Source organism: Phyllobacterium sp. CCNWLW183, from assembly GCF_037203775.1.
GTDB lineage: Bacteria > Pseudomonadota > Alphaproteobacteria > Rhizobiales > Rhizobiaceae > Phyllobacterium > Phyllobacterium ifriqiyense.
Map to the genome: position 1 here is coordinate 1 of NZ_JBBCBN010000002.1, position 18004 is coordinate 18004.

The 18004-nt window shown below is 52.9% G+C and carries 17 protein-coding genes and 1 riboswitch; of the genes, 7 read left to right on the forward strand and 10 right to left on the reverse strand.

Annotated elements, in window-relative coordinates:
- Positions 1-147 precede the first annotated feature (147 nt).
- Positions 148-259, forward strand: a riboswitch (TPP riboswitch).
- 45 nt (positions 260-304) lie between these two features.
- From thiB to V9K95_RS05765, 4 genes are all read left to right on the forward strand, one after another.
- Positions 305-1318: a thiamine ABC transporter substrate binding subunit gene (gene thiB / locus V9K95_RS05750; protein ID WP_336440442.1), complete on the forward strand. Its 1014-nt coding sequence runs from the start codon at positions 305-307 to the stop codon at positions 1316-1318.
- Between the two features lie 5 nt (positions 1319-1323).
- Positions 1324-2955 (forward strand): thiamine/thiamine pyrophosphate ABC transporter permease, encoded by a 1632-nt coding sequence (gene thiP, locus V9K95_RS05755; RefSeq protein ID WP_336440441.1) that lies wholly within the window; start codon positions 1324-1326, stop codon positions 2953-2955.
- The gene (gene thiQ, locus V9K95_RS05760; RefSeq protein WP_115054281.1) at positions 2948-3691 is read left to right on the forward strand and encodes a thiamine ABC transporter ATP-binding protein; all 744 of its coding nucleotides are present in this window, start codon (positions 2948-2950) and stop codon (positions 3689-3691) included. The genes thiP and thiQ overlap by 8 nt, the downstream gene beginning before the upstream one ends.
- Before the next feature lie 198 nt (positions 3692-3889).
- A complete protein-coding gene (locus tag V9K95_RS05765) occupies positions 3890-5323 on the forward strand; it encodes a M48 family metalloprotease (RefSeq protein ID WP_336440440.1) in 1434 nt (477 codons plus the stop codon).
- A 51-nt stretch (positions 5324-5374) separates the two neighbouring features.
- Here the strand turns inward: V9K95_RS05765 and V9K95_RS05770 are convergent, their stop codons facing one another.
- The 6 genes from V9K95_RS05770 to V9K95_RS05795 all read right to left on the reverse strand — a co-directional run bounded on the left by V9K95_RS05770 (position 5375) and on the right by V9K95_RS05795 (position 12785).
- A complete protein-coding gene (locus V9K95_RS05770; RefSeq protein WP_336440439.1) occupies positions 5375-5989 on the reverse strand; it encodes a CarD family transcriptional regulator in 615 nt (204 codons plus the stop codon).
- 344 nt (positions 5990-6333) lie between these two features.
- Positions 6334-6672: a ferredoxin FdxA gene (gene fdxA / locus V9K95_RS05775; protein ID WP_115054282.1), complete on the reverse strand. Its 339-nt coding sequence runs from the start codon at positions 6670-6672 to the stop codon at positions 6334-6336.
- A 260-nt stretch (positions 6673-6932) separates the two neighbouring features.
- Positions 6933-7349, reverse strand: coding sequence for an RNA-binding S4 domain-containing protein (locus tag V9K95_RS05780; RefSeq protein WP_115054759.1), 417 nt, complete (start codon positions 7347-7349; stop codon positions 6933-6935).
- A 4-nt stretch (positions 7350-7353) separates the two neighbouring features.
- Positions 7354-10368 carry a helicase-related protein gene (locus tag V9K95_RS05785; protein WP_115054283.1) on the reverse strand — a complete coding sequence of 1005 codons (3015 nt, stop codon included), beginning with the start codon at positions 10366-10368 and terminating at the stop codon, positions 7354-7356.
- A gap of 390 nt (positions 10369-10758) precedes the next feature.
- Positions 10759-11484, reverse strand: a complete 726-nt coding sequence (locus V9K95_RS05790; RefSeq protein ID WP_115054284.1) for a beta-ketoacyl-ACP reductase — start codon at positions 11482-11484, stop codon at positions 10759-10761.
- Positions 11485-11600: 116 nt separating this feature from the next.
- Positions 11601-12785, reverse strand: coding sequence for an acetyl-CoA C-acetyltransferase (locus V9K95_RS05795; protein ID WP_336440438.1), 1185 nt, complete (start codon positions 12783-12785; stop codon positions 11601-11603).
- A 256-nt stretch (positions 12786-13041) separates the two neighbouring features.
- On the opposite strand from V9K95_RS05795, the gene phaR reads away from it, so the two are divergent.
- Together phaR and V9K95_RS05805 are read left to right on the forward strand one after the other, a co-directional pair.
- Positions 13042-13653, forward strand: a complete 612-nt coding sequence (gene phaR / locus V9K95_RS05800) for a polyhydroxyalkanoate synthesis repressor PhaR (RefSeq protein WP_115054286.1) — start codon at positions 13042-13044, stop codon at positions 13651-13653.
- Between the two features lie 26 nt (positions 13654-13679).
- Entirely contained in the window at positions 13680-13961 is a 282-nt protein-coding gene (locus V9K95_RS05805; RefSeq protein WP_336440437.1) for a cupin domain-containing protein, read from the forward strand.
- A gap of 6 nt (positions 13962-13967) precedes the next feature.
- Here V9K95_RS05805 and V9K95_RS05810 read toward each other — a convergent pair whose 3' ends face one another.
- The 3 genes from V9K95_RS05810 to mtgA form a co-directional block, all read right to left on the reverse strand.
- Complete coding sequence (locus V9K95_RS05810) at positions 13968-14372, reverse strand: hypothetical protein (protein WP_115054288.1); 405 nt, start codon at positions 14370-14372, stop codon at positions 13968-13970.
- Positions 14373-14458: 86 nt separating this feature from the next.
- On the reverse strand, positions 14459-14641 hold the full coding sequence (rpmF, locus tag V9K95_RS05815; RefSeq protein ID WP_008121851.1) for a 50S ribosomal protein L32: 183 nt from the start codon (positions 14639-14641) through the stop codon (positions 14459-14461).
- Between the two features lie 177 nt (positions 14642-14818).
- Positions 14819-15478, reverse strand: a complete 660-nt coding sequence (gene mtgA / locus V9K95_RS05820) for a monofunctional biosynthetic peptidoglycan transglycosylase (protein WP_162802612.1) — start codon at positions 15476-15478, stop codon at positions 14819-14821.
- Positions 15479-15708: 230 nt separating this feature from the next.
- Here mtgA and V9K95_RS05825 point away from each other — a divergent pair, with 230 nt between their 5' ends.
- The gene (locus V9K95_RS05825; RefSeq protein ID WP_115054761.1) at positions 15709-16626 is read left to right on the forward strand and encodes a farnesyl diphosphate synthase; all 918 of its coding nucleotides are present in this window, start codon (positions 15709-15711) and stop codon (positions 16624-16626) included.
- Between the two features lie 8 nt (positions 16627-16634).
- Here the strand turns inward: V9K95_RS05825 and ispG are convergent, their stop codons facing one another.
- Positions 16635-17885 (reverse strand): flavodoxin-dependent (E)-4-hydroxy-3-methylbut-2-enyl-diphosphate synthase, encoded by a 1251-nt coding sequence (gene ispG / locus V9K95_RS05830; protein WP_435530125.1) that lies wholly within the window; start codon positions 17883-17885, stop codon positions 16635-16637.
- Positions 17886-18004 lie beyond the last annotated feature (119 nt).

The window sequence follows — 18004 nt, forward strand, 5'->3', positions numbered from 1 at the left end:
TACAAAGACGCGCTTCGATGACCGCCCGTCTTTCCCACCATCTCAATAGCCAGACGCAAAAGCGGGCGTGGCAAGGGGAAGGCATAACAAAAACAACCAGCTAGGCGATGGGCGCTTGCGTTGGCAGGACACAGTCACTAATCTGGCCTTGCTCTAACGGGGTGCCTGCATCAACAGGCTGAGAGACTGGAACCAATCCAGTCAACCCGCGGAACCTGATCCGGTTTGTACCGGCGGAGGGATTAGATGCGGCTTCACAAGCCGGCGCACCTATCCTTTTGAAATTCAACTTTAGGAGGCGCCTATGCAGCCACTCGAATTTATGAAATTTGCCCTTGTTTCCAGCGCATTGGCATTTGGCCTTTCCAGCCCAGCAAATGCGGATGGCAAGCTGACAGTCTACACCTATGAAAGCTTTACCTCTGAATGGGGGCCAGGGCCAAAAGTCAAAGAAGCCTTTGAGAAGCAATGCACCTGTACTGTTGACTTTGTAGCAGTCGCCGATGGCGTTGCGCTGCTTAACCGTCTGAAGCTTGAAGGCGCATCGACAAAGGCGGATATTGTTCTCGGTCTGGATACGAACCTGACTTTTGAAGCTCAGCAAACCGGACTTTTTGCGCCGCATGGCATAGATACAACTGCTATCGACATTCCTGGCGGCTTCAAGGACAGCATTTTCGTTCCCTATGATTATGGCTACTTCGCTGTCATTTATGACACAGAGAAAGTCAAAGACGCACCGGTTAGTCTGAAGGATTTGGTTGATGGCGATCCGAAGCAGAAGATCGTTATTGAAGATCCTCGCACGTCTACACCGGGCCTTGGTCTCGTATTGTGGATGAAATCAGTTTACGGGGACAAGGCCAGTGAAGCCTGGGCCAAACTCAAGGATCGCGTTTTAACCGTCACGCCCGGCTGGTCAGAAGCCTATGGGCTTTTTACCAAAGGTGAAGCGCCCATGGTGCTTTCCTATACTACGTCGCCCGCTTATCATCTGATCGCGGACAAAACCGATCGGTACAAGGCAGCATCCTTCGATGAAGGACATTACCTGCAGGTCGAGGTTGCAGCGCAAACTGTAAACGGAGCCAAGAACCCGCTTGCTGCGCAGTTTTTGACATTTGTTACCGGCACGGCATTTCAGGATACTATTCCCGAAAACAATTGGATGTATCCTGCAGCTAAAACCTCAAATCCGCTCAATCCAGCCTTTGACACATTGGTAAAGCCAGCAAAGACACTGACTTTCACATCTGAAGAAGTGGCGAAAAATCGCAAAGCCTGGATCGACGAGTGGCTTGAAGCCATGAGCAAGTAGCACAGATGGCCGCCTCTTCGATGAAACCCTTGGCGGGAGGCCTCGCTCTCGCCTTTCTGGGCATATTGGCGGGCGGCTCTCTCCTCAGTCTCGCCATTGAATCTTTCCGTGGAGGCACGGAGGGCTTTGCTACTTTTGACAGCTACATTTGGCGGATTGCACGCTTCACAATCCTTCAAGCGCTCCTTTCCATGGTGCTTTCTGTCGGCTTTGCCATCCCGCTTGCCCGTGCATTGCATGCGCAGCAGAGCTTTCCGGGACGCGCAATGCTCCTGCGTCTGTTTGCCTTGCCTCTGGCGCTGCCAGCGCTCGTTGCCGTGCTCGGTGTCACCAGCATTTACGGACGAAACAGTTTGCTGGCTGCTATCCTCGGATGGCTGGGGCTTGATTTGGTTCCCGATATTTACGGGCTGACGGGCATTCTTCTCGCCCATGTATTTTTCAATTTGCCATTGGCGACACGGCTCATTCTCTCAGGTCTGGATTCCATTCCCGAAGATTATTGGAAACTCTCCTCACAACTGGGGATGAGCAACTGGACACAGTTCAAATTAATCGAATGGCCGGTCATTTTACGCAGTATATCGGGTGTGGCTGGCTTGATCTTCATGCTGTGCATTACTTCATTCACCGTGGTGCTGACACTCGGCGGAGGGCCTCGCGCCACGACACTCGAAGTTGCAATATACCAGTCGCTTCACTTCGATTTTGATATAGCCAGAGCGGTGTCCTTGACGCTTCTTCAGCTTTGCCTGACAATTATCGTGCTCGGCCTTCTATCACTCGCTGGGCGTCCGACAGAAGAAGGCTTCAGCTTGCGTATCACGACCCGCCGCTTCGACATGCCTTCATTGCCGCAAAGACTATGGAACATTGCTCTGATTATATCCGGTTTTCTGTTCGTAGCCTTGCCCATGGCAGGCACTGTCGTTTCCGGCTTGTCGGCAGATATTACCCGTCTACTGTCCGAAACGGCCGTCTGGCGCGCAATTGCCACCAGTCTTGTTCTTGGCGCAATCGCGGCCGCACTTTCACTGATAATTTCGCTTAGTCTGGTGATTGCGCGGGAGTTTTTGGCAACCCGGCGGCGCTACGCCAGAGCTGGAATATTTGAGCGCTCGCTTGATCTTGGTGCGAGCTTGATCATGGTAGTGCCGCCTATCATCATTGGTGCGGGATGGTTCATTCTTTCCCACCACTTTGTCGATCCATTCAGCCTCGCACCCTTCATGGTAATATGCGTCAATGCCGCTATGGCCATCCCTTTTGCGTTCCGGATTCTTCGACCGTCATGGGATACAGCGGCAAGCCGCCACAACAGACTGTGCGAGCAATTGGGCATTGCGGGTTGGAACCGGCTCCGAATTATCGATTGGCCAATTTTAAAACATCCGCTCGGCATAGCCTTTGCCTTTGCCATGGCTTTGTCCCTTGGTGATCTCGGAACAATTGCCCTGTTTGGCAACGACACCGTTCTGACCCTGCCCTATTTGCTGTTGCAACGCATGGGAAGCTATCGTACCGCCGACGCCGCCGGGTTGGCACTAATTCTTGCTGCGCTGTGCCTCATTCTCATGATCATCGCCGATAGAGGCGCAATTCGACTGGCCAAAAGGGACAGCAGTGCAAATGGCTAAGCCCGCAAAAACAAATGGCGTCTCTGTTCGTCTCAACGCCGTGCGTTTCGACTATGGGGACATGGCAATGCACTTTGATGTGTCCATTCAAGCCTCCACAATAACCGCCGTCATCGGCCCGAGCGGATCGGGAAAATCGACGCTGCTTAATCTCATCGCCGGGTTCGAGAAGCCTGTTGGTGGCTCGGTACTAATCAATGAGGTTGACGTCACCAGTCTTCCGCCATCGCTCCGTCCAGTCTCCATGGTGTTTCAGGACAATAATCTTTTTTCCCATCTGGATGTGATGTCCAATGTCGGATTGGGCCGCCGTTCGGATTTGAGGCTTGATGAAGTCGACAAAGTGGAAATTCAGGCAGCGATTCGGAAAGTCGGGCTTGCCGGAAAAGAGGGAAGGAAGCCCGAGGCTCTTTCCGGGGGAGAACGACAGCGCGTGGCAATCGCCCGCGCATTGGTGCGCAACCGTCCCGTATTGCTTCTGGATGAAGCTTTCGCTTCCCTTGGCCCTGCTTTGCGTCACGAAATGCTGGAACTTATTGAGAATCTTCAAAAAGAAACCGGAATGACAATTATCATGGTTACGCATCATCCGGACGACGCTTTGCGGCTGGCATCGACGCTGCTCTTCGTTGATAATGGGCACATTGCTGCTTCCGGCCCGGCCAAGGATCTGCTGTCAGACGATGGCCCTGCCCTGTTGCGAAATTACCTCGGTAGCAAAGAGTCTGGTCTTTGACATATTTTCGACGCCTTGCCCCGGTCAGGAAAACAATGAAATTCTTGCTCCGGGCCGCACATCGGGCTAGCAAGAACAAAGACATACGAGTCTCCTGGCACTTAATACAAAAAGGATATGATTCTGGGTTCGCACACGTCTCCCTTGAATACAGGATGGTTTCAAGCAGCTAAGCAGGGCAGAAAGCCGGCGCAGCTCATGCTGATGCTTGCCTTTCTCTCAGGTTGCCAAGTGCTGAATATTAGCAAGGAAGATGCGGCGCTTGGCCCGTCATCGAACCCGGTCACGGTAGACAATGTTAATAAGAACGACCGACTCGCCAAACTTAGCGCTGAGCAGCATCCCCGTATTCTCGCGACCTATGGCGGCGAGTATAAGGATGCAAAACTGGAGCGCATGGTCGCCAAAGTCGTTGGCAATCTGACAACGGTTTCGGACAACCCGACCCACACCTATCGCATAACGATTCTCAACTCGCCCAACATCAATGCCTTTGCCTTGCCGGGCGGGTATCTTTATGTCACCCGCGGCCTCCTCGCCCTTGCCAATGACAGCGCGGAACTGTCCGCCGTGATTGCTCACGAAATGGGCCACGTAATCGCCAATCACGGTATAGAGCGCCAGCAGCGCGAACAGGAAGCCGTTATTGCCGGACGCGTCGTATCGGAAGTTCTGCAGGGCGACACAGCCGGACAGGAAGCCTTGATCCGCGGCAAGCTGCGGATGGCGCAGTTTTCACGCAATCAGGAACTTCAGGCCGACGCGATCGGCATCAAGATGATTGGCGAAGCGGGTTATGATCCATTTGCTGCGCCACGTTTCCTGCAATCCATGGCTTCCTATGCTGATTTCCGAAACGTGTCCGGCGCTACCGATGCCAGCCTCGATTTCCTTGCCAGCCACCCCTCGGCACCGCAGCGAATTGAACTTGCGCGTGGGCATGCCCGCCGTATCGGTGCCCCCGGCGTTGGCACGACCGACCGCGAATCGTTCCTGCAGGGTATAGACGGCATCCTATATGGCGATACGCCGGAAGAAGGCTATGTGCGGGGCCGCAATTTCGTCCATCCACTTCTGGGCGTGAGCTTCACTGTTCCTGAAGGCTTCACCATCGACAACAGCGCCGATGCCGTTATGGCGACGGGCCCGGGAGAAGTAGCCGTCCGGTTTGATGGGACACAAATATCCGGCAATCCGTCAATGACCGACTACATGCGCAGCGGCTGGGTGACCGGGCTTGTCGACGCCAGCGTTACCGCTACGACCTTTAACGGCATGCCTGCGGCCAGCGCCAAGGCAAAGGCCGATCGCTGGGAGTTTGATATTTTTGTGATCAATGCCGGTAATCGCATTTATCGCTTCCTGACTGCGGCTCCAGCACGAAGCTCAGCGCTAATACCCGCCTCGCAAACGGTTGTTCAGAGCTTCAAGCTCCTGACGCCTGAAGAGAAAGCCGCCATAAAGCCTTTACGCATCCGCGTTGTGACAGTAAAGCCCGGCGATACTCTTTCATCACTTTCAAGTAAAATCCTGGGTACAGACCGCAAGCTTGACCTCTTTCGCCTGATCAACGCCATGCCGCCCGGCGGAACCGTATCCGTCGGCGACAAGGTGAAGCTTATCAGCGAATAATAAAAAGCCCGGCATCGCTGCCGGGCTGTGTTTTGGCGAGAAAGACAGCTCTTATGCTGCCTCTTCCTGCTCGTCTTCAGCAACTACATCTGCTTCAACTTCTGCCTCAGCATCATCGGCCTTAGCACCGCGCTTAGGACCCTTAGCGAGATTTACCTCGATAAGACGGACAGCTTCGGTTTCTGACATCTTGTTGACGGCAGAAATTTCACGAGCCATGCGATCAAGTGCTGCCTCGTAAAGCTGGCGTTCTGAATAAGACTGTTCCGGCTGATTGTCGGCACGGAATAGATCACGCACAACTTCCGAAATCGAAATCAAATCGCCTGAATTGATTTTCGCATCATATTCCTGCGCGCGGCGAGACCACATGGTGCGCTTGATACGGGCCCGTCCCTGGACGACCTTCAATGCGCGCTCTACATAATCTGTTTCAGAAAGTTTCCGCATGCCGATGGCTGTTGCTTTGGCAACTGGCACTTTCAGACGCATCTTGTCTTTCTGGAAATCAATAACAAACAGTTCAAGCTTGTGGCCCGCAACTTCCTGTTCTTCAATATTGACAATTTGACCAACGCCGTGTGCCGGATATACAATAAATTCGCCCGTTTTAAATCCAATACGCTGGGCGGCTTTTTTCTGCGGAACTACTGTCATGCGCTTCATTACTCCCTGCTGCGCCCGGCAAAACGCACCGGTTAAACCAACCACTGGAAACCGGAACCCGGTTTGTCGGTCGTCAATAGTGTCGCGCAAAAGCAATCCGGACGGATCAGTTGGGCTGAATGACAAACAAGCATACCCTGAACTGTTGCGTCCGAAAAAAATCTAGCCAAGTGGTGATTTATACTTTAGCGCCACGAAATTGACGTCCAATGATCAACATATTTCAGCACCATAACATGAAAACCGCGTAGAATCAAATTTTTGCTGCAATTGCTCAAAAAATGGGGCTCAAAGCCTTGCTTATTGCACCAACTCCAGTTTAGCCAAGTCTGATTCCTAGGCTATTAATCGCCTTCGCCAGGCTCCGGAGAAAAGAATTTCTCGAATTTGCCTGCCACACCGTCCATTTCCTTGGCATCCGACGGGGCGTCGCCCTTTGTAGAGATATTCGGCCACTTCTCGGAATACTCGGCATTCAGCTGCAACCAGCTGTCCAAACCTGGCTCAGTGTCCGGCTTGATGGCTTCCGCTGGACATTCAGGTTCACAAACACCGCAGTCAATACATTCGTCCGGGTGAATGACGAGCATGTTTTCACCTTCATAAAAACAGTCGACCGGACAGACCTCAACGCAATCCATATATTTGCAGCGGATGCAATTGTCGGTCACAACATAAGTCATTTACTGGCTCCAGAAGACACCACGATCAGCGGGGTACAATCGTGAGGTAACGATTTGCTGCCAAACTGACAAGAGGTAAGAACAAGACTGCGGCACCAGAACGCGGGCGTTGGTTTACCGGCGAGCCTTTGATCGCATTGTTCGCACCTTCAACAAGCGCAAACAAGCAATTCATTCCCGGCTAATGGTGTATTATCGGTATAGTGTACTCTACTTAGGTCAAAATCGAGCAAATTTATTTCGATTAAACGTCGGCGACATTATGAGTTGGAATCATCGTTTTTGCCCTGCATCAAACGATCAACTTGCCGGCGCTCCCTTTTTGTTGGTCGGCCGCTGCCGGCATCACGCTTTGGCAAAGCGTCCAGACGGCTAATTTCTTTCGGCATGGGCGGCGGAGACAGATCCCTGTAGAGTTTCTTCGCTTCTTCAGCTGGCCCGCGCCTTTCTCCACCCGCAACAACTTCATAAACCAGGACACGACGGTCCAAGGAAATTGTCAGCACATCGCTTACTTTGACATTCTGCGATGGCTGATCAATTTTCACTTTGTTTAGACGGACATTCCCGCTGGATACCAGCTTGGCCGCAAGTGAGCGGGATTTTACCACCCGCGCAAAGAACAGCCATTTATCAATGCGCCGTCCTTTCTTTCCTTCGTTATCGGCCTCTGCCATCATTTTATTTTTTCATTTGTTCCTTCAAAGCGAGCAGCTTGGCAAAAGGCGAGTCCATGTCGATTTTAACTGGACGTTCCTCACGCTCGGGACGCTTGGTTGGAGCCTTATGTTGTCCCTGTGGTTTTCCGCCATGTTTCGCGCCATCCTGTTTAAAGCGCTCATTGCCTGCGGGCTTGCCTTTGCCCCGGAAATGTTCCTTGCGTTCACCACGTTCATTCTGCGGCGCAGCCGGGCGGTTGGGCTGGGCAGCTCTCTGCTCAGATTGGCCGTTCCGTGCTTGCCCACCGCGCTGATGATCGCGTTTCTCGTGATTTCCACGATTATTGCGATTATCGAAACGTGCCTGACGCCACAAGAGAATTGGCTTTGGTGCTTCTTCCGGCACCGCTGGCGTTGCTGTTTCAGCAGTCGGCTGGGATGGTTTGGCTACAGCTTGCACCACTGGTGCATTTGCAAACCCTGGACCAACCGGTTCTGCAGCAGGCACTGCAGTGTCTTTCGTTGGTGCAGCACTTGCGACCGCTTCTAGCTCCGCCAATTTGGCAGCAACAATCGCAGGTTCAACGGCCTCCTGACGATAGCCAAGATTTTTGAGGATCTCCTCCATATCATCGGCAGTTGCACCGAGGATCGACATCATGGCTGGGATTACCAGAAAGCGTGATCCGTCATAGGCGCCATCGGGACGAGTGCCCGTGCCGGGCTTCCAGGCCAGCGCAGGACGGATGAGATCCGCCAGACGTTCAAGGATGTCGATGCGGACAGCTCTGCGACCAAGCAATCTATATCCTGCCAGACGATAGAATGCGGGATCAAAGCTTGCATCGGTCACCACAGAGGTTCTGCCTGCGGACAATACCTGAACGACGTCGCCATACCCGGGACGGTCCTTGGCATCTTCTTTGAGCGCCCAGAGCAGCGTCAAGAGACCGGCGGGGGCCGGTTTCAGCAGAGCCGGCAAGAATACGTGATACGCGCCGAAGCGCACGCCGAGACGGCGCAGGGCTGCTCGGGAGTCCTGATCCAACCCGCGAACTTCTTCTGCAACATCCCGGCGCTGCAAAACACCGAAGTTTTCGACCAGCCGGAAGGCAAGACCTTTCGTGATTCCAACCAGCGCATCCGCATTGGCAAGATCAACAAGCGGCTTTAACACCGTGTCTATATGGTGGTTGAGAAAGCGATCAACCCGCGCGGCAACCTTGTCGCGAGCCGGGCCAGTGAGCTGCTCATCAGCCAGCAATACGGCGCGCGGCTTGAGCGCTTGCTCTCCGGATACAACGGAAGCAATAGTCGCACCGATCCAGCGCAGCGTCCCATCTGACGCCAAAGCAAAATCGCCATTGGCGGATGCCGAAAACCGCTCAGCGCGATTTTCGAACTCTGCCGCCAGCGCTTTTTGCGCTGCAGCTTTGATCGCCTTGGCGTCCGCTCCATCATCTTGAGCATCCGCAGTGAAACGGAACCCGTCTAATCGTCCAACATGGTGCCCCTCGACAACAACGTCCCCGGCAGGGCTAATTTCGGCTTCTAGCATTGTATTCTCTCTCAGGCGCCTCATAAGCACGCTTGTCCTGCGGTCTACGAAGCGTTTCGTCAACCGTTCATGCAGTGCATCGGATAATCTGTCCTCAATTTCACGCGTCTTTTCTTGCCAATGTGCCTGATCTGCCAGCCAACCGGGTCGATGAGACACAAATGTCCACGTTCTGATCTGGGCTATACGCCGCGAAAGAGCGTCGATATCGCCATCAATGGAATCAGCCCGCCGAACCTCTTCTGCCATATAATTTTCGTTCACATGACCTTTTTCAACAAGATCAGTATATACGGACGCAATGATGTCAGCGTGTTGCGCCGGTGCAATCTTGCGATAATCCGGCAAGGCGCAGGCGTCCCATAAAAGTGCTACACGTTCGGGCGTATTTGCGAGTGGAGCAATATCGGGATCACGCGAAAGAAACTCCAAAGCTTGCTGGTCAACCGCCGGAAGAGCTCTGGTCAGACCATCAATCGGTGCCGGAGTGTCAATGGAGCGCTTCAGCGCATCGAGGCTGGAATAGTCAAAACGAGCACTCCGCCACTGCAAAATCTTCACTGCATCGAAAGCATGGGATTCAACACGTTGAACAAGCGCTTCGGAGAAACCTGACACATGGCCCGTCACGCCAAATGTTCCGTCACGCAAATGGCGTCCGGCTCGCCCGGCTATCTGACCGATTTCTGCCGGTGAAAGATCGCGGAACTGATATCCATCAAATTTCCGGTCCTGTGCAAACGCAACGTGGTCCACGTCGAGATTGAGCCCCATGCCAATGGCATCGGTTGCCACCAGATAGTCCACATCCCCGGACTGATAAAGCTCCACCTGCTTGTTTCTCGTTCGTGGGCTTAGCGTTCCCATGACCACCGCAGCGCCACCATTCTGCCGCCGGATCAATTCCGCGATTGAATAGACTTCTTCCGCCGCGAAAGCCACAATCGCCGTGCGCGGTGGCAGGCGGGTAATCTTTTTCGAACCGGAATAGGCGAGATTGGACAATCTTGGCCGTGTAACCACGGATATGCCCGGCAAAAGCTTCTCTAGAATGCCACGCATCGTTGCAGCGCCCAGGAGGATTGTTTCCTGACGCCCGCGGAGATGCAGAATGCGATCCGTGAAAATGTGGCCACGCTCAAGATCGTTGGCAAGCTGAACTTCGTCAATGGCAACAAAATCCATATCCGTATGGCGCGGCATGGCCTCTACGGTGCAAACTGAATAACGGGCGCCAGGCGGACTGATTTTTTCTTCGCCGGTAATCAGCGCGACATTGGCAATGCCTGCTCGCTCCACGACACGATTATAAACCTCGCGCGCCAAAAGCCGCAGCGGCAAACCGATCATACCGGATCGGTGCGCGAGCAGGCGCTCAATCGCAAGATGAGTCTTGCCAGTGTTTGTGGGCCCCAAAACTGCCGTAACATCGCGGCCAGTCAGTGTGAGAGGCAGTTCGGTCTTGGGCATAAGGTTCATCAACTACAATCCAGTACCGCCCAAATGAGCAAACCAAAGTTTGGCGTTCATCCAAACAGCATTCTCAGCATCTACAGAACGTAAGTGGCTCAATCCAGATAAACAATCATTAATCGATTCACGGAATATACCGTTAAGAAATAGAACGCGAGCAGAACGAATCGGCTACGAATCAGCTTTAGGCTCATATTCCCGATTTGTTCACGGCGATATATAGATTTTTTCCAAGCATAATCACTACATGCTGAATCACTCAACTTGTTGGAGGCCCACATCGCGCAAAAAAATTAACTTTTGCGCATCGCCGCGAATTATCAGTTTTTACCAAGAGTCAAGCACCTCTGCCGACTGGATTCTCCAGCCGGCAGCGCGCTTGCAGTAAAAACGGTCTTAGCTCAGATATTGTCCGCCATTGGCTGAGAGCGTTGAGCCGGTTATGAAACCGGATTCGTCTGAGGCCAGGAAAACGACACAGCGCGCCACCTCTTCAGGCTCGCCAAGACGACCGACCGGAATTTGCGGGATGATGCGCTCGTTTAAAACCTTTTCATCAATTGCACGCACCATTTCCGTTCCGATGTAACCGGGACAGATCGCATTGACAGTAATGCCAGCCCGTGCACCCTCTTGTGCCAGTGCCTTTGTAAATCCTATATCGCCCGCCTTGGCAGCCGAATAATTGACCTGTCCAGCCTGACCCTTTTGCCCGTTGATCGACGATATGTTGATGATGCGTCCAAATTTGCGGTCTCTCATCCCCGTCCAGAGCGGATGAGTCATATTAAACAGGCCATTCAGATTGGTATTGATGACATCCGTCCACTGCCCTGGTGTGAGCTTGTGAAACATAGCGTCGCGCGTGATACCGGCGTTATTTACAAGCACCGAAATGGGTCCCAGATCGGCCTCCACCTTGGCAATACCGGCTGTACATTCTTCGTAACTCGACACATCCCATTTATAGGTCGCTATACCGGTTTCATCACTGAATTTTTTTGCCGCTTCATCATTGCCTGCATAGCTTGCTGCGACTTTGTAGCCTGCATCTTTCAAAGCGATGCTGATTGCAGCACCAATACCGCGCGTACCACCGGTTACGATAGCTGTTTTTGTCATGTTTCCCCTCCCTGAAATAATCTCTCGTAAATGCAGTCAATAAATCACAAGTGTGAAGTGCACGACGCACCGCAGAAACGCCGGCCCCGCTAAGCGCAGAGCCGGCAAAATTTGGTTTAATCCTTGATGCGTTCGACGCAGAGAGCAACGCCCATACCGCCGCCAATGCAAAGTGTGGCAAGACCCTTGGTCCCGTTGCGCCGCTTCAATTCAAAAAGCAATGTATTCAACACGCGCGCACCGGAGGCACCAATTGGATGGCCTATAGCGATCGCCCCACCATTGACGTTGACGATATCCGGGTTGAAACCCAGATCCTTATTGACCGCGCAGGCTTGGGCCGCAAAGGCTTCGTTTGCTTCTACAAGATCAAGGTCTTCTGCCTTCCAGCCAGCCTTTTCCAGTGCTTTGCGTGAGGCCGGAATTGGCCCTGTTCCCATAATGGCCGGATCAACACCTGCCGTTGCCCAAGAAACAATGCGCGCCAATGGCGTGATGCCACGGCGCTTTGCCTCGTCCTCGCTCATGAGGACAACAGCCGCGGCGCCATCATTCAGCCCCGATGCATTACCGGCGGTGACTGTTCCCTCTTTATCGAAGGCCGGGCGCAGCTTCGACAGCGACTCCAGCGTTGCGCCGTGACGAATATACTCATCATCGGCAACGACCACATCGCCCTTGCGGGTCTTGATGGTGAAGGGCACGATTTCATCCTTGAATCGTCCGGCTTTTTGCGCAGCCTCAGCCTTGTGTTGAGAGGCCAAGGCGAAATTATCCTGCTCCTCCCGCGTCAACTGCCATTTCCGGGCGATGTTTTCCGCAGTAATGCCCATGTGATAGCCATGAAACGCGTCAGTCAAACCGTCCTTGATCATGGTGTCGATCATCTTGAAGTCGCCCATTTTGACGCCTCCGCGCAAATGGGCGCAATGGGGCGCCATCGACATGGATTCCTGTCCGCCAGCGACAATGATGTTGGCATCGCCGGTGGCGATTTGCTGCATGCCCAAGGCGACAGCCCGCAAACCGGAGCCACAAAGCTGGTTCAACCCCCAAGCTGTAGCCTCCTGCGGGATTCCTGCTTCCATCGCAGCCTGCCGCGCCGGATTTTGCCCTTCGCCCGCGCCAAGAACCTGACCCATGATCACTTCATCCACGTCTGCACCATCAACCCCAGCGCGGCTGAGCACCTCTTTGATAACCGCTGCCCCCAGCTCATGCGCGGGCACATTGGCAAATGCACCATTGAAAGAGCCTACCGGGGTGCGCGCTGCACTGGCGATAACGATGGATTGGGTCATAAACGTTTCCTCATTTTTTAATGCTCAATTCAAAATACTTCTGCCGAACAGAATTCCCTCCCTTCGTACATTTGACAAGGCCCAATCCAGCTAGAAGTAGATTTATCCTTCCCGCAGTGCAGCATAAGTTTGGGTGTAACCGGTTGTATGCAGTGCACAAAACACTTTGAAATGATGCGCTTTGCCCCTATCCTTTATTTCTACCGTCAAGCTGGCGCGTGAGTTCGGCAATGGGATATGCTTGGGGAGTTAAGTAATGGCAGCGAAGACCGGCGAAATCATCATCAAGAAATACGCTAATCGACGTCTCTACAACACCGGCACAAGCACTTACGTGACGCTTGAGGACCTGGCTGGCATGGTTAAGCGTAATGAGGATTTCACGGTTCAAGACGCCAAGACAGGTGAGGACATTACTCATTCTGTCCTGACCCAGATCATTTTTGAATTGGAAAACAAGGATGGGCAGAACATGCTTCCCATCCCTTTTCTTCGCCAGCTGATTGCATACTATGGCGACCAGATGCAGGTCGTACTTCCAACTTTCCTCGAACAATCCATGTCTGCCTTTGCCAAGGAACAGGAGCGCATGCGGGAACAGCTGACAACCGCTTTTGGCAAGTCGCCGATTGATATGATGAATGTCAGCACGCCGATTAAACTGGTCGAGGAGCAGGTGCGCCGGAACACTGAGATGCTGCAGCACGCGATGAAGATGTTCACCCCGTTTCCGCTCAACAAGTCCACGAATGCGGCTGAGGCGGACGAAAGTTCCGCCACTGAGAAACCGGCCGATACATCCGGGTTGAATGAACTAAAAGAGCAGATCGCAGCGATGCAGCGCAAACTGGATTCTCTCGACAAATAATTTTCAAAGCACGTGCGGGAGGAAGAATGACCGGGTCAGCCAAAGCAACCGTTTTCATCGATAATGAAAAAGTCATTGTAACCGAATATCGGTTTGACATTGGGGATAATACCGGCTGGCATCGTCATGGCCATGACTACGTTGTCGTGCCATTGATGGACGGAAAAGTGAAACTCCTCACCAAAGACGGAGAATCAATAGCCGAGATGAAGAAGGGCGTTCCCTATTTTCGATCCGAGGGCGTGGAACACGATGTTGTAAACGCCAATGAAGGCGAATACGCCTTCATTGAAATAGAGCTGAAGTAGCCGCTTCTAGCGAAAATTCACGTCGCGGCCCGCTGACCGAAGAGATACGGTGAAGCCCGCAAGAATATCAAAAAACGCCATCGCCATGAGAATGAAGAAGAGTGAGTGCGAAGCGCTTGGCACGAGCAAAAACTCTACGAGAAAAGCTACAAACACAAATGTAGAGAGCAGATGATCGACAACTGAGGCATTGCTCGTGCGCGTTGACTTCATGATCTCAAAGAACAGAAGCGCGAGCGACAAAACGATCATCAGGTCTCCGAGCGTCATGACCCAATTGCCACCTGACAGCATCTGCATTGAATAAAGCTGGGTAGCCCAAGGATCAGCGCCACCAATGCCAGCCAATCCGGCAATAACCAGATTGAAGACAATGAGCGGCACGATCATCAACGGTATATTTGAAATCACGAAGCAATCTCCCACAAAAGCCGCTGGCCCCAAAATAAAAGGACCGGCACATGGCCGGTCCTTTTAGCATGCTTTCGAAGGAAAGATCAGCCTTCTTTAGGCGTCAAAACCTGACGGCCACGATACATGCCGGTCTTTAGATCGACGTGATGCGGGCGACGCAGTTCGCCTGAATTCTTGTCTTCGACGTAAGTCGGTGCCTTCAACGCGTCAGCGGAACGGCGCATGCCGCGCTTCGACGGAGAAGTTTTTCGTTTAGGTACAGCCATTGTTCCAGCTCCAGTAATCAGTCAAAATCCGGCACTGGCCCAACTGAGCCTGTCACAATGGACAAAAATCCGGAAAGTTCGGCTGGGCTATACACCGCCAAAGAGCTTTTGACCAGCATGAGTCTCATATTTTTTGTCATGAAGCTGTTAAACGAGGCATTTGACCGCTATTGGCGCCTAACCGATGCATCCGACATAGGCTCCTGCGGCCCGCGCGCGCCGCTCATTCACCCTTGCCAGCATTTGCAAGCCACGGCCAGGTTTAGCCGGGTTTCGCATAATAGGATTAGGAAGCGTGACCGCGAGATAGGCGGCCTGACGTGCAGATAGTTTTGCGGCGCTGGTATTGAAATGGTGCTGTGCCGCAGCCTCTATTCCGTAAATCCCCGGCCCCCACTCTGCAATATTGAGGTAAATCTCCATCAAGCGCCGTTTAGGCAGTATCAGATCTGTCATGACTGCCAGCGGAACTTCCAGCCCTTTGCGAATAAATGAGCGGCTGTTCCACAAGAACAGGTTTTTCGCAGTTTGCATTGGAATGGTAGAAGCGCCTCGCGTTTGCTCCCCATCGATTGTATCGGACACGACCGAATTTAATGCGTCCCAATCAACACCGGCATGCGAGCAGAACTTGGCATCCTCGGACATCATGACTGAATTGACGAGGGTTGGCGATATATCGTCAATGGAAACCCACTGACGGTCATAACCGGAGAACGTCACGAGGTCCTTGACCATCAAGGTGGAAATCGGATGGACAAAGGGCAATCTGTACAAACACAGCAGAATTAAAGGCAGCATCACCAATACAATGCCGATCAGAATCACATAGCGCATGATGCGCCCTAAAGGCGAGCGTCCCGGATCGACAAGATATCCCCTGCCCCGCTTGTTTCTGACCAAAACCCTTGCCACGTAGACCTTCCGCTTGAATTGCCACCACGGACATAGAGCATCGGGAAGAAGAAGGGAATTCTTTCTGCAAGAATCTGCATAGCATTTGCCAATTGAGCAGAAAATTTATCTCATGCTTGACCAAAAGACCATTTATTGGTCATTGGGCAACCATGCACGATAATGATTTCTCACTTTTTCAGCTAAGTTTGCAGCAACGGGCAGCATCTGTGGAGATGTTGCTGTCAGAGCTCTTATCCGACCGTCCGCGGAGCGGTGAGATTACGCGGCCACCAAGATTGCTCGCGGCAATGAGACATGGGGTTCTCAACGGCGGAAAACGGCTTCGGCCCTTTCTGGTCATGGAAAGCGCAGCATTGTTTGGCGCCGACAATTCGGCGGCTTTGCGGGTTGCAGCAGCGCTGGAATGCATCCACAGCTATTCGCTCGTTCACGACGATCTGCCTGCTATGGACAATGATGATTTGCGCCGGGGACAGCCCACTGTTCATCGTAAATTTGATGAAGCCGCAGCGATACTTGCGGGTGACAGCCTTCTGACTTATGCCTTTGAACTCGTCGCAAGCGAGGCAACCGAAATCAGCGCTCAGGCGCGCCTCTCGCTCATAACAGAGCTGGCGCGTTCCGCAGGAATTGGCGGCATGACAGGCGGTCAGACGCTTGATTTGGAAGCTGAAAAAGTGAAGCCTGATGAGCAGGGTATCATTCGGCTTCAAGCAATGAAAACGGGAGCCCTTATCAGGTTTGCGTGTGAAGCGGGTGCCATTATTGGCAATGCTGACCAGCGCGAGCGCGAACGCCTTGCCGAATATGGCTCTGCTATCGGTCTGGCATTCCAACTTGCCGACGACCTGCTGGACGTGACTTCTGATGCTGGCAATATGGGTAAGGCGACAGGGAAGGATGTGGCAGCCGGCAAAGCCACACTTGTTTCCATTCATGGGATCGAATGGACGAAGCGCCAGCTATCAGGTCTTGTCGAGCAAGCGCAGCTTTTGCTTGAACCTTTCGGCGAGAAGGCCGGGCTTTTAAAGGAAGCGGCGCGCTTTATTGCCGAGCGGAAGAATTAGCAGCCTTGCTATTCGGCAGCCTGGCTGCTCTGTCCAAATCGATTTTCGATATAATCTGCAACCATTTTCTGGAATTCTTGAGCGATGCCTGCACCACGTAGTGTCGCAACTTTCTTGCCATCGACAAACACTGGTGCGGATGGTGTTTCACCGGTTCCGGGCAACGATATTCCAATATCAGCCATTTTGGATTCGCCAGGACCATTGACGATGCAGCCCATGACGGCCACGTTCAAAGATTCAACGCCGGGATATTTCTCGCGCCAGATCGGCATGTTTGTCCGGATATCGCTTTGAATAGACTGCGCCAGCTCCTGAAATACTGTTGACGTTGTGCGGCCGCAGCCGGGACAGGCAGCAACGATGGGAATAAACTGACGAAAACCCATGGTTTGCAGCAGTTCCTGCGCCACCTGTACTTCCCGCGTACGGTCTCCGCCAGGCTCGGGTGTCAATGAAATGCGTATCGTATCGCCAATACCCTGCTGCAAGAGAATGCCCATGGCGGCTGATGAAGCCACTATGCCCTTTGTTCCCATCCCAGCTTCAGTTAGCCCCAAATGCAATGCATGGTCACATCGGCGTGCCAGCTCAGCGTAGACAGCAATCAAATCCTGGACCTGGCTCACCTTCGCCGAAAGAATGATTTTTGAGCGCGGCAAACCAATTTCTTCCGCCAATTGCGATGAGATCAAGGCAGACTGGACAATCGCCTCGCGCACAACGGCTTCGGCTGTCAGCGGCGAACCTGCCTCACTGTTTTTATCCATCAGGACTGTGAGCAGTTCCTGATCGAGCGATCCCCAATTAACGCCAATACGCACAGGCTTGTCATAGCGGACTGCCATTTCGATAATGGCACCGAATTGCGCATCTTTCTTATCTTTAAAGCCCACATTTCCGGGATTGATCCGGTATTTTGCCAATGCTTCGGCGCACGCCGGATGATCGGCCAGTAATTTATGCCCGATATAATGAAAATCCCCGACAAGTGGCACATTCAAGCCAAGCCGATCGAGTCTCTCCCGAATACGTGGAACAGCCGCAGCGGATTCATCACGATCTACCGTAATGCGCACAATCTGCGAACCCGCACGTGATAGCGCGGCAACCTGTGCAACAGTTCCATCCACATCCGCTGTATCGGTGTTTGTCATGGACTGAACGACAACCGGGGCACCGCCGCCAACCATAACGCCGCCCACATCGACACCAATCGACGAGCGCCGGGCAAAAGGTTGCGAAATATAGTCGGACATCATCAAGCTCCAAAGATGCTGTTCAGGTGGCGCAGACACGGCCATTTGTCAACACCAAGCAACATTAGCCTATTGCCCCAATGGCTGGCAAAAAAACCGCATGACAAAGTGTTCATGAT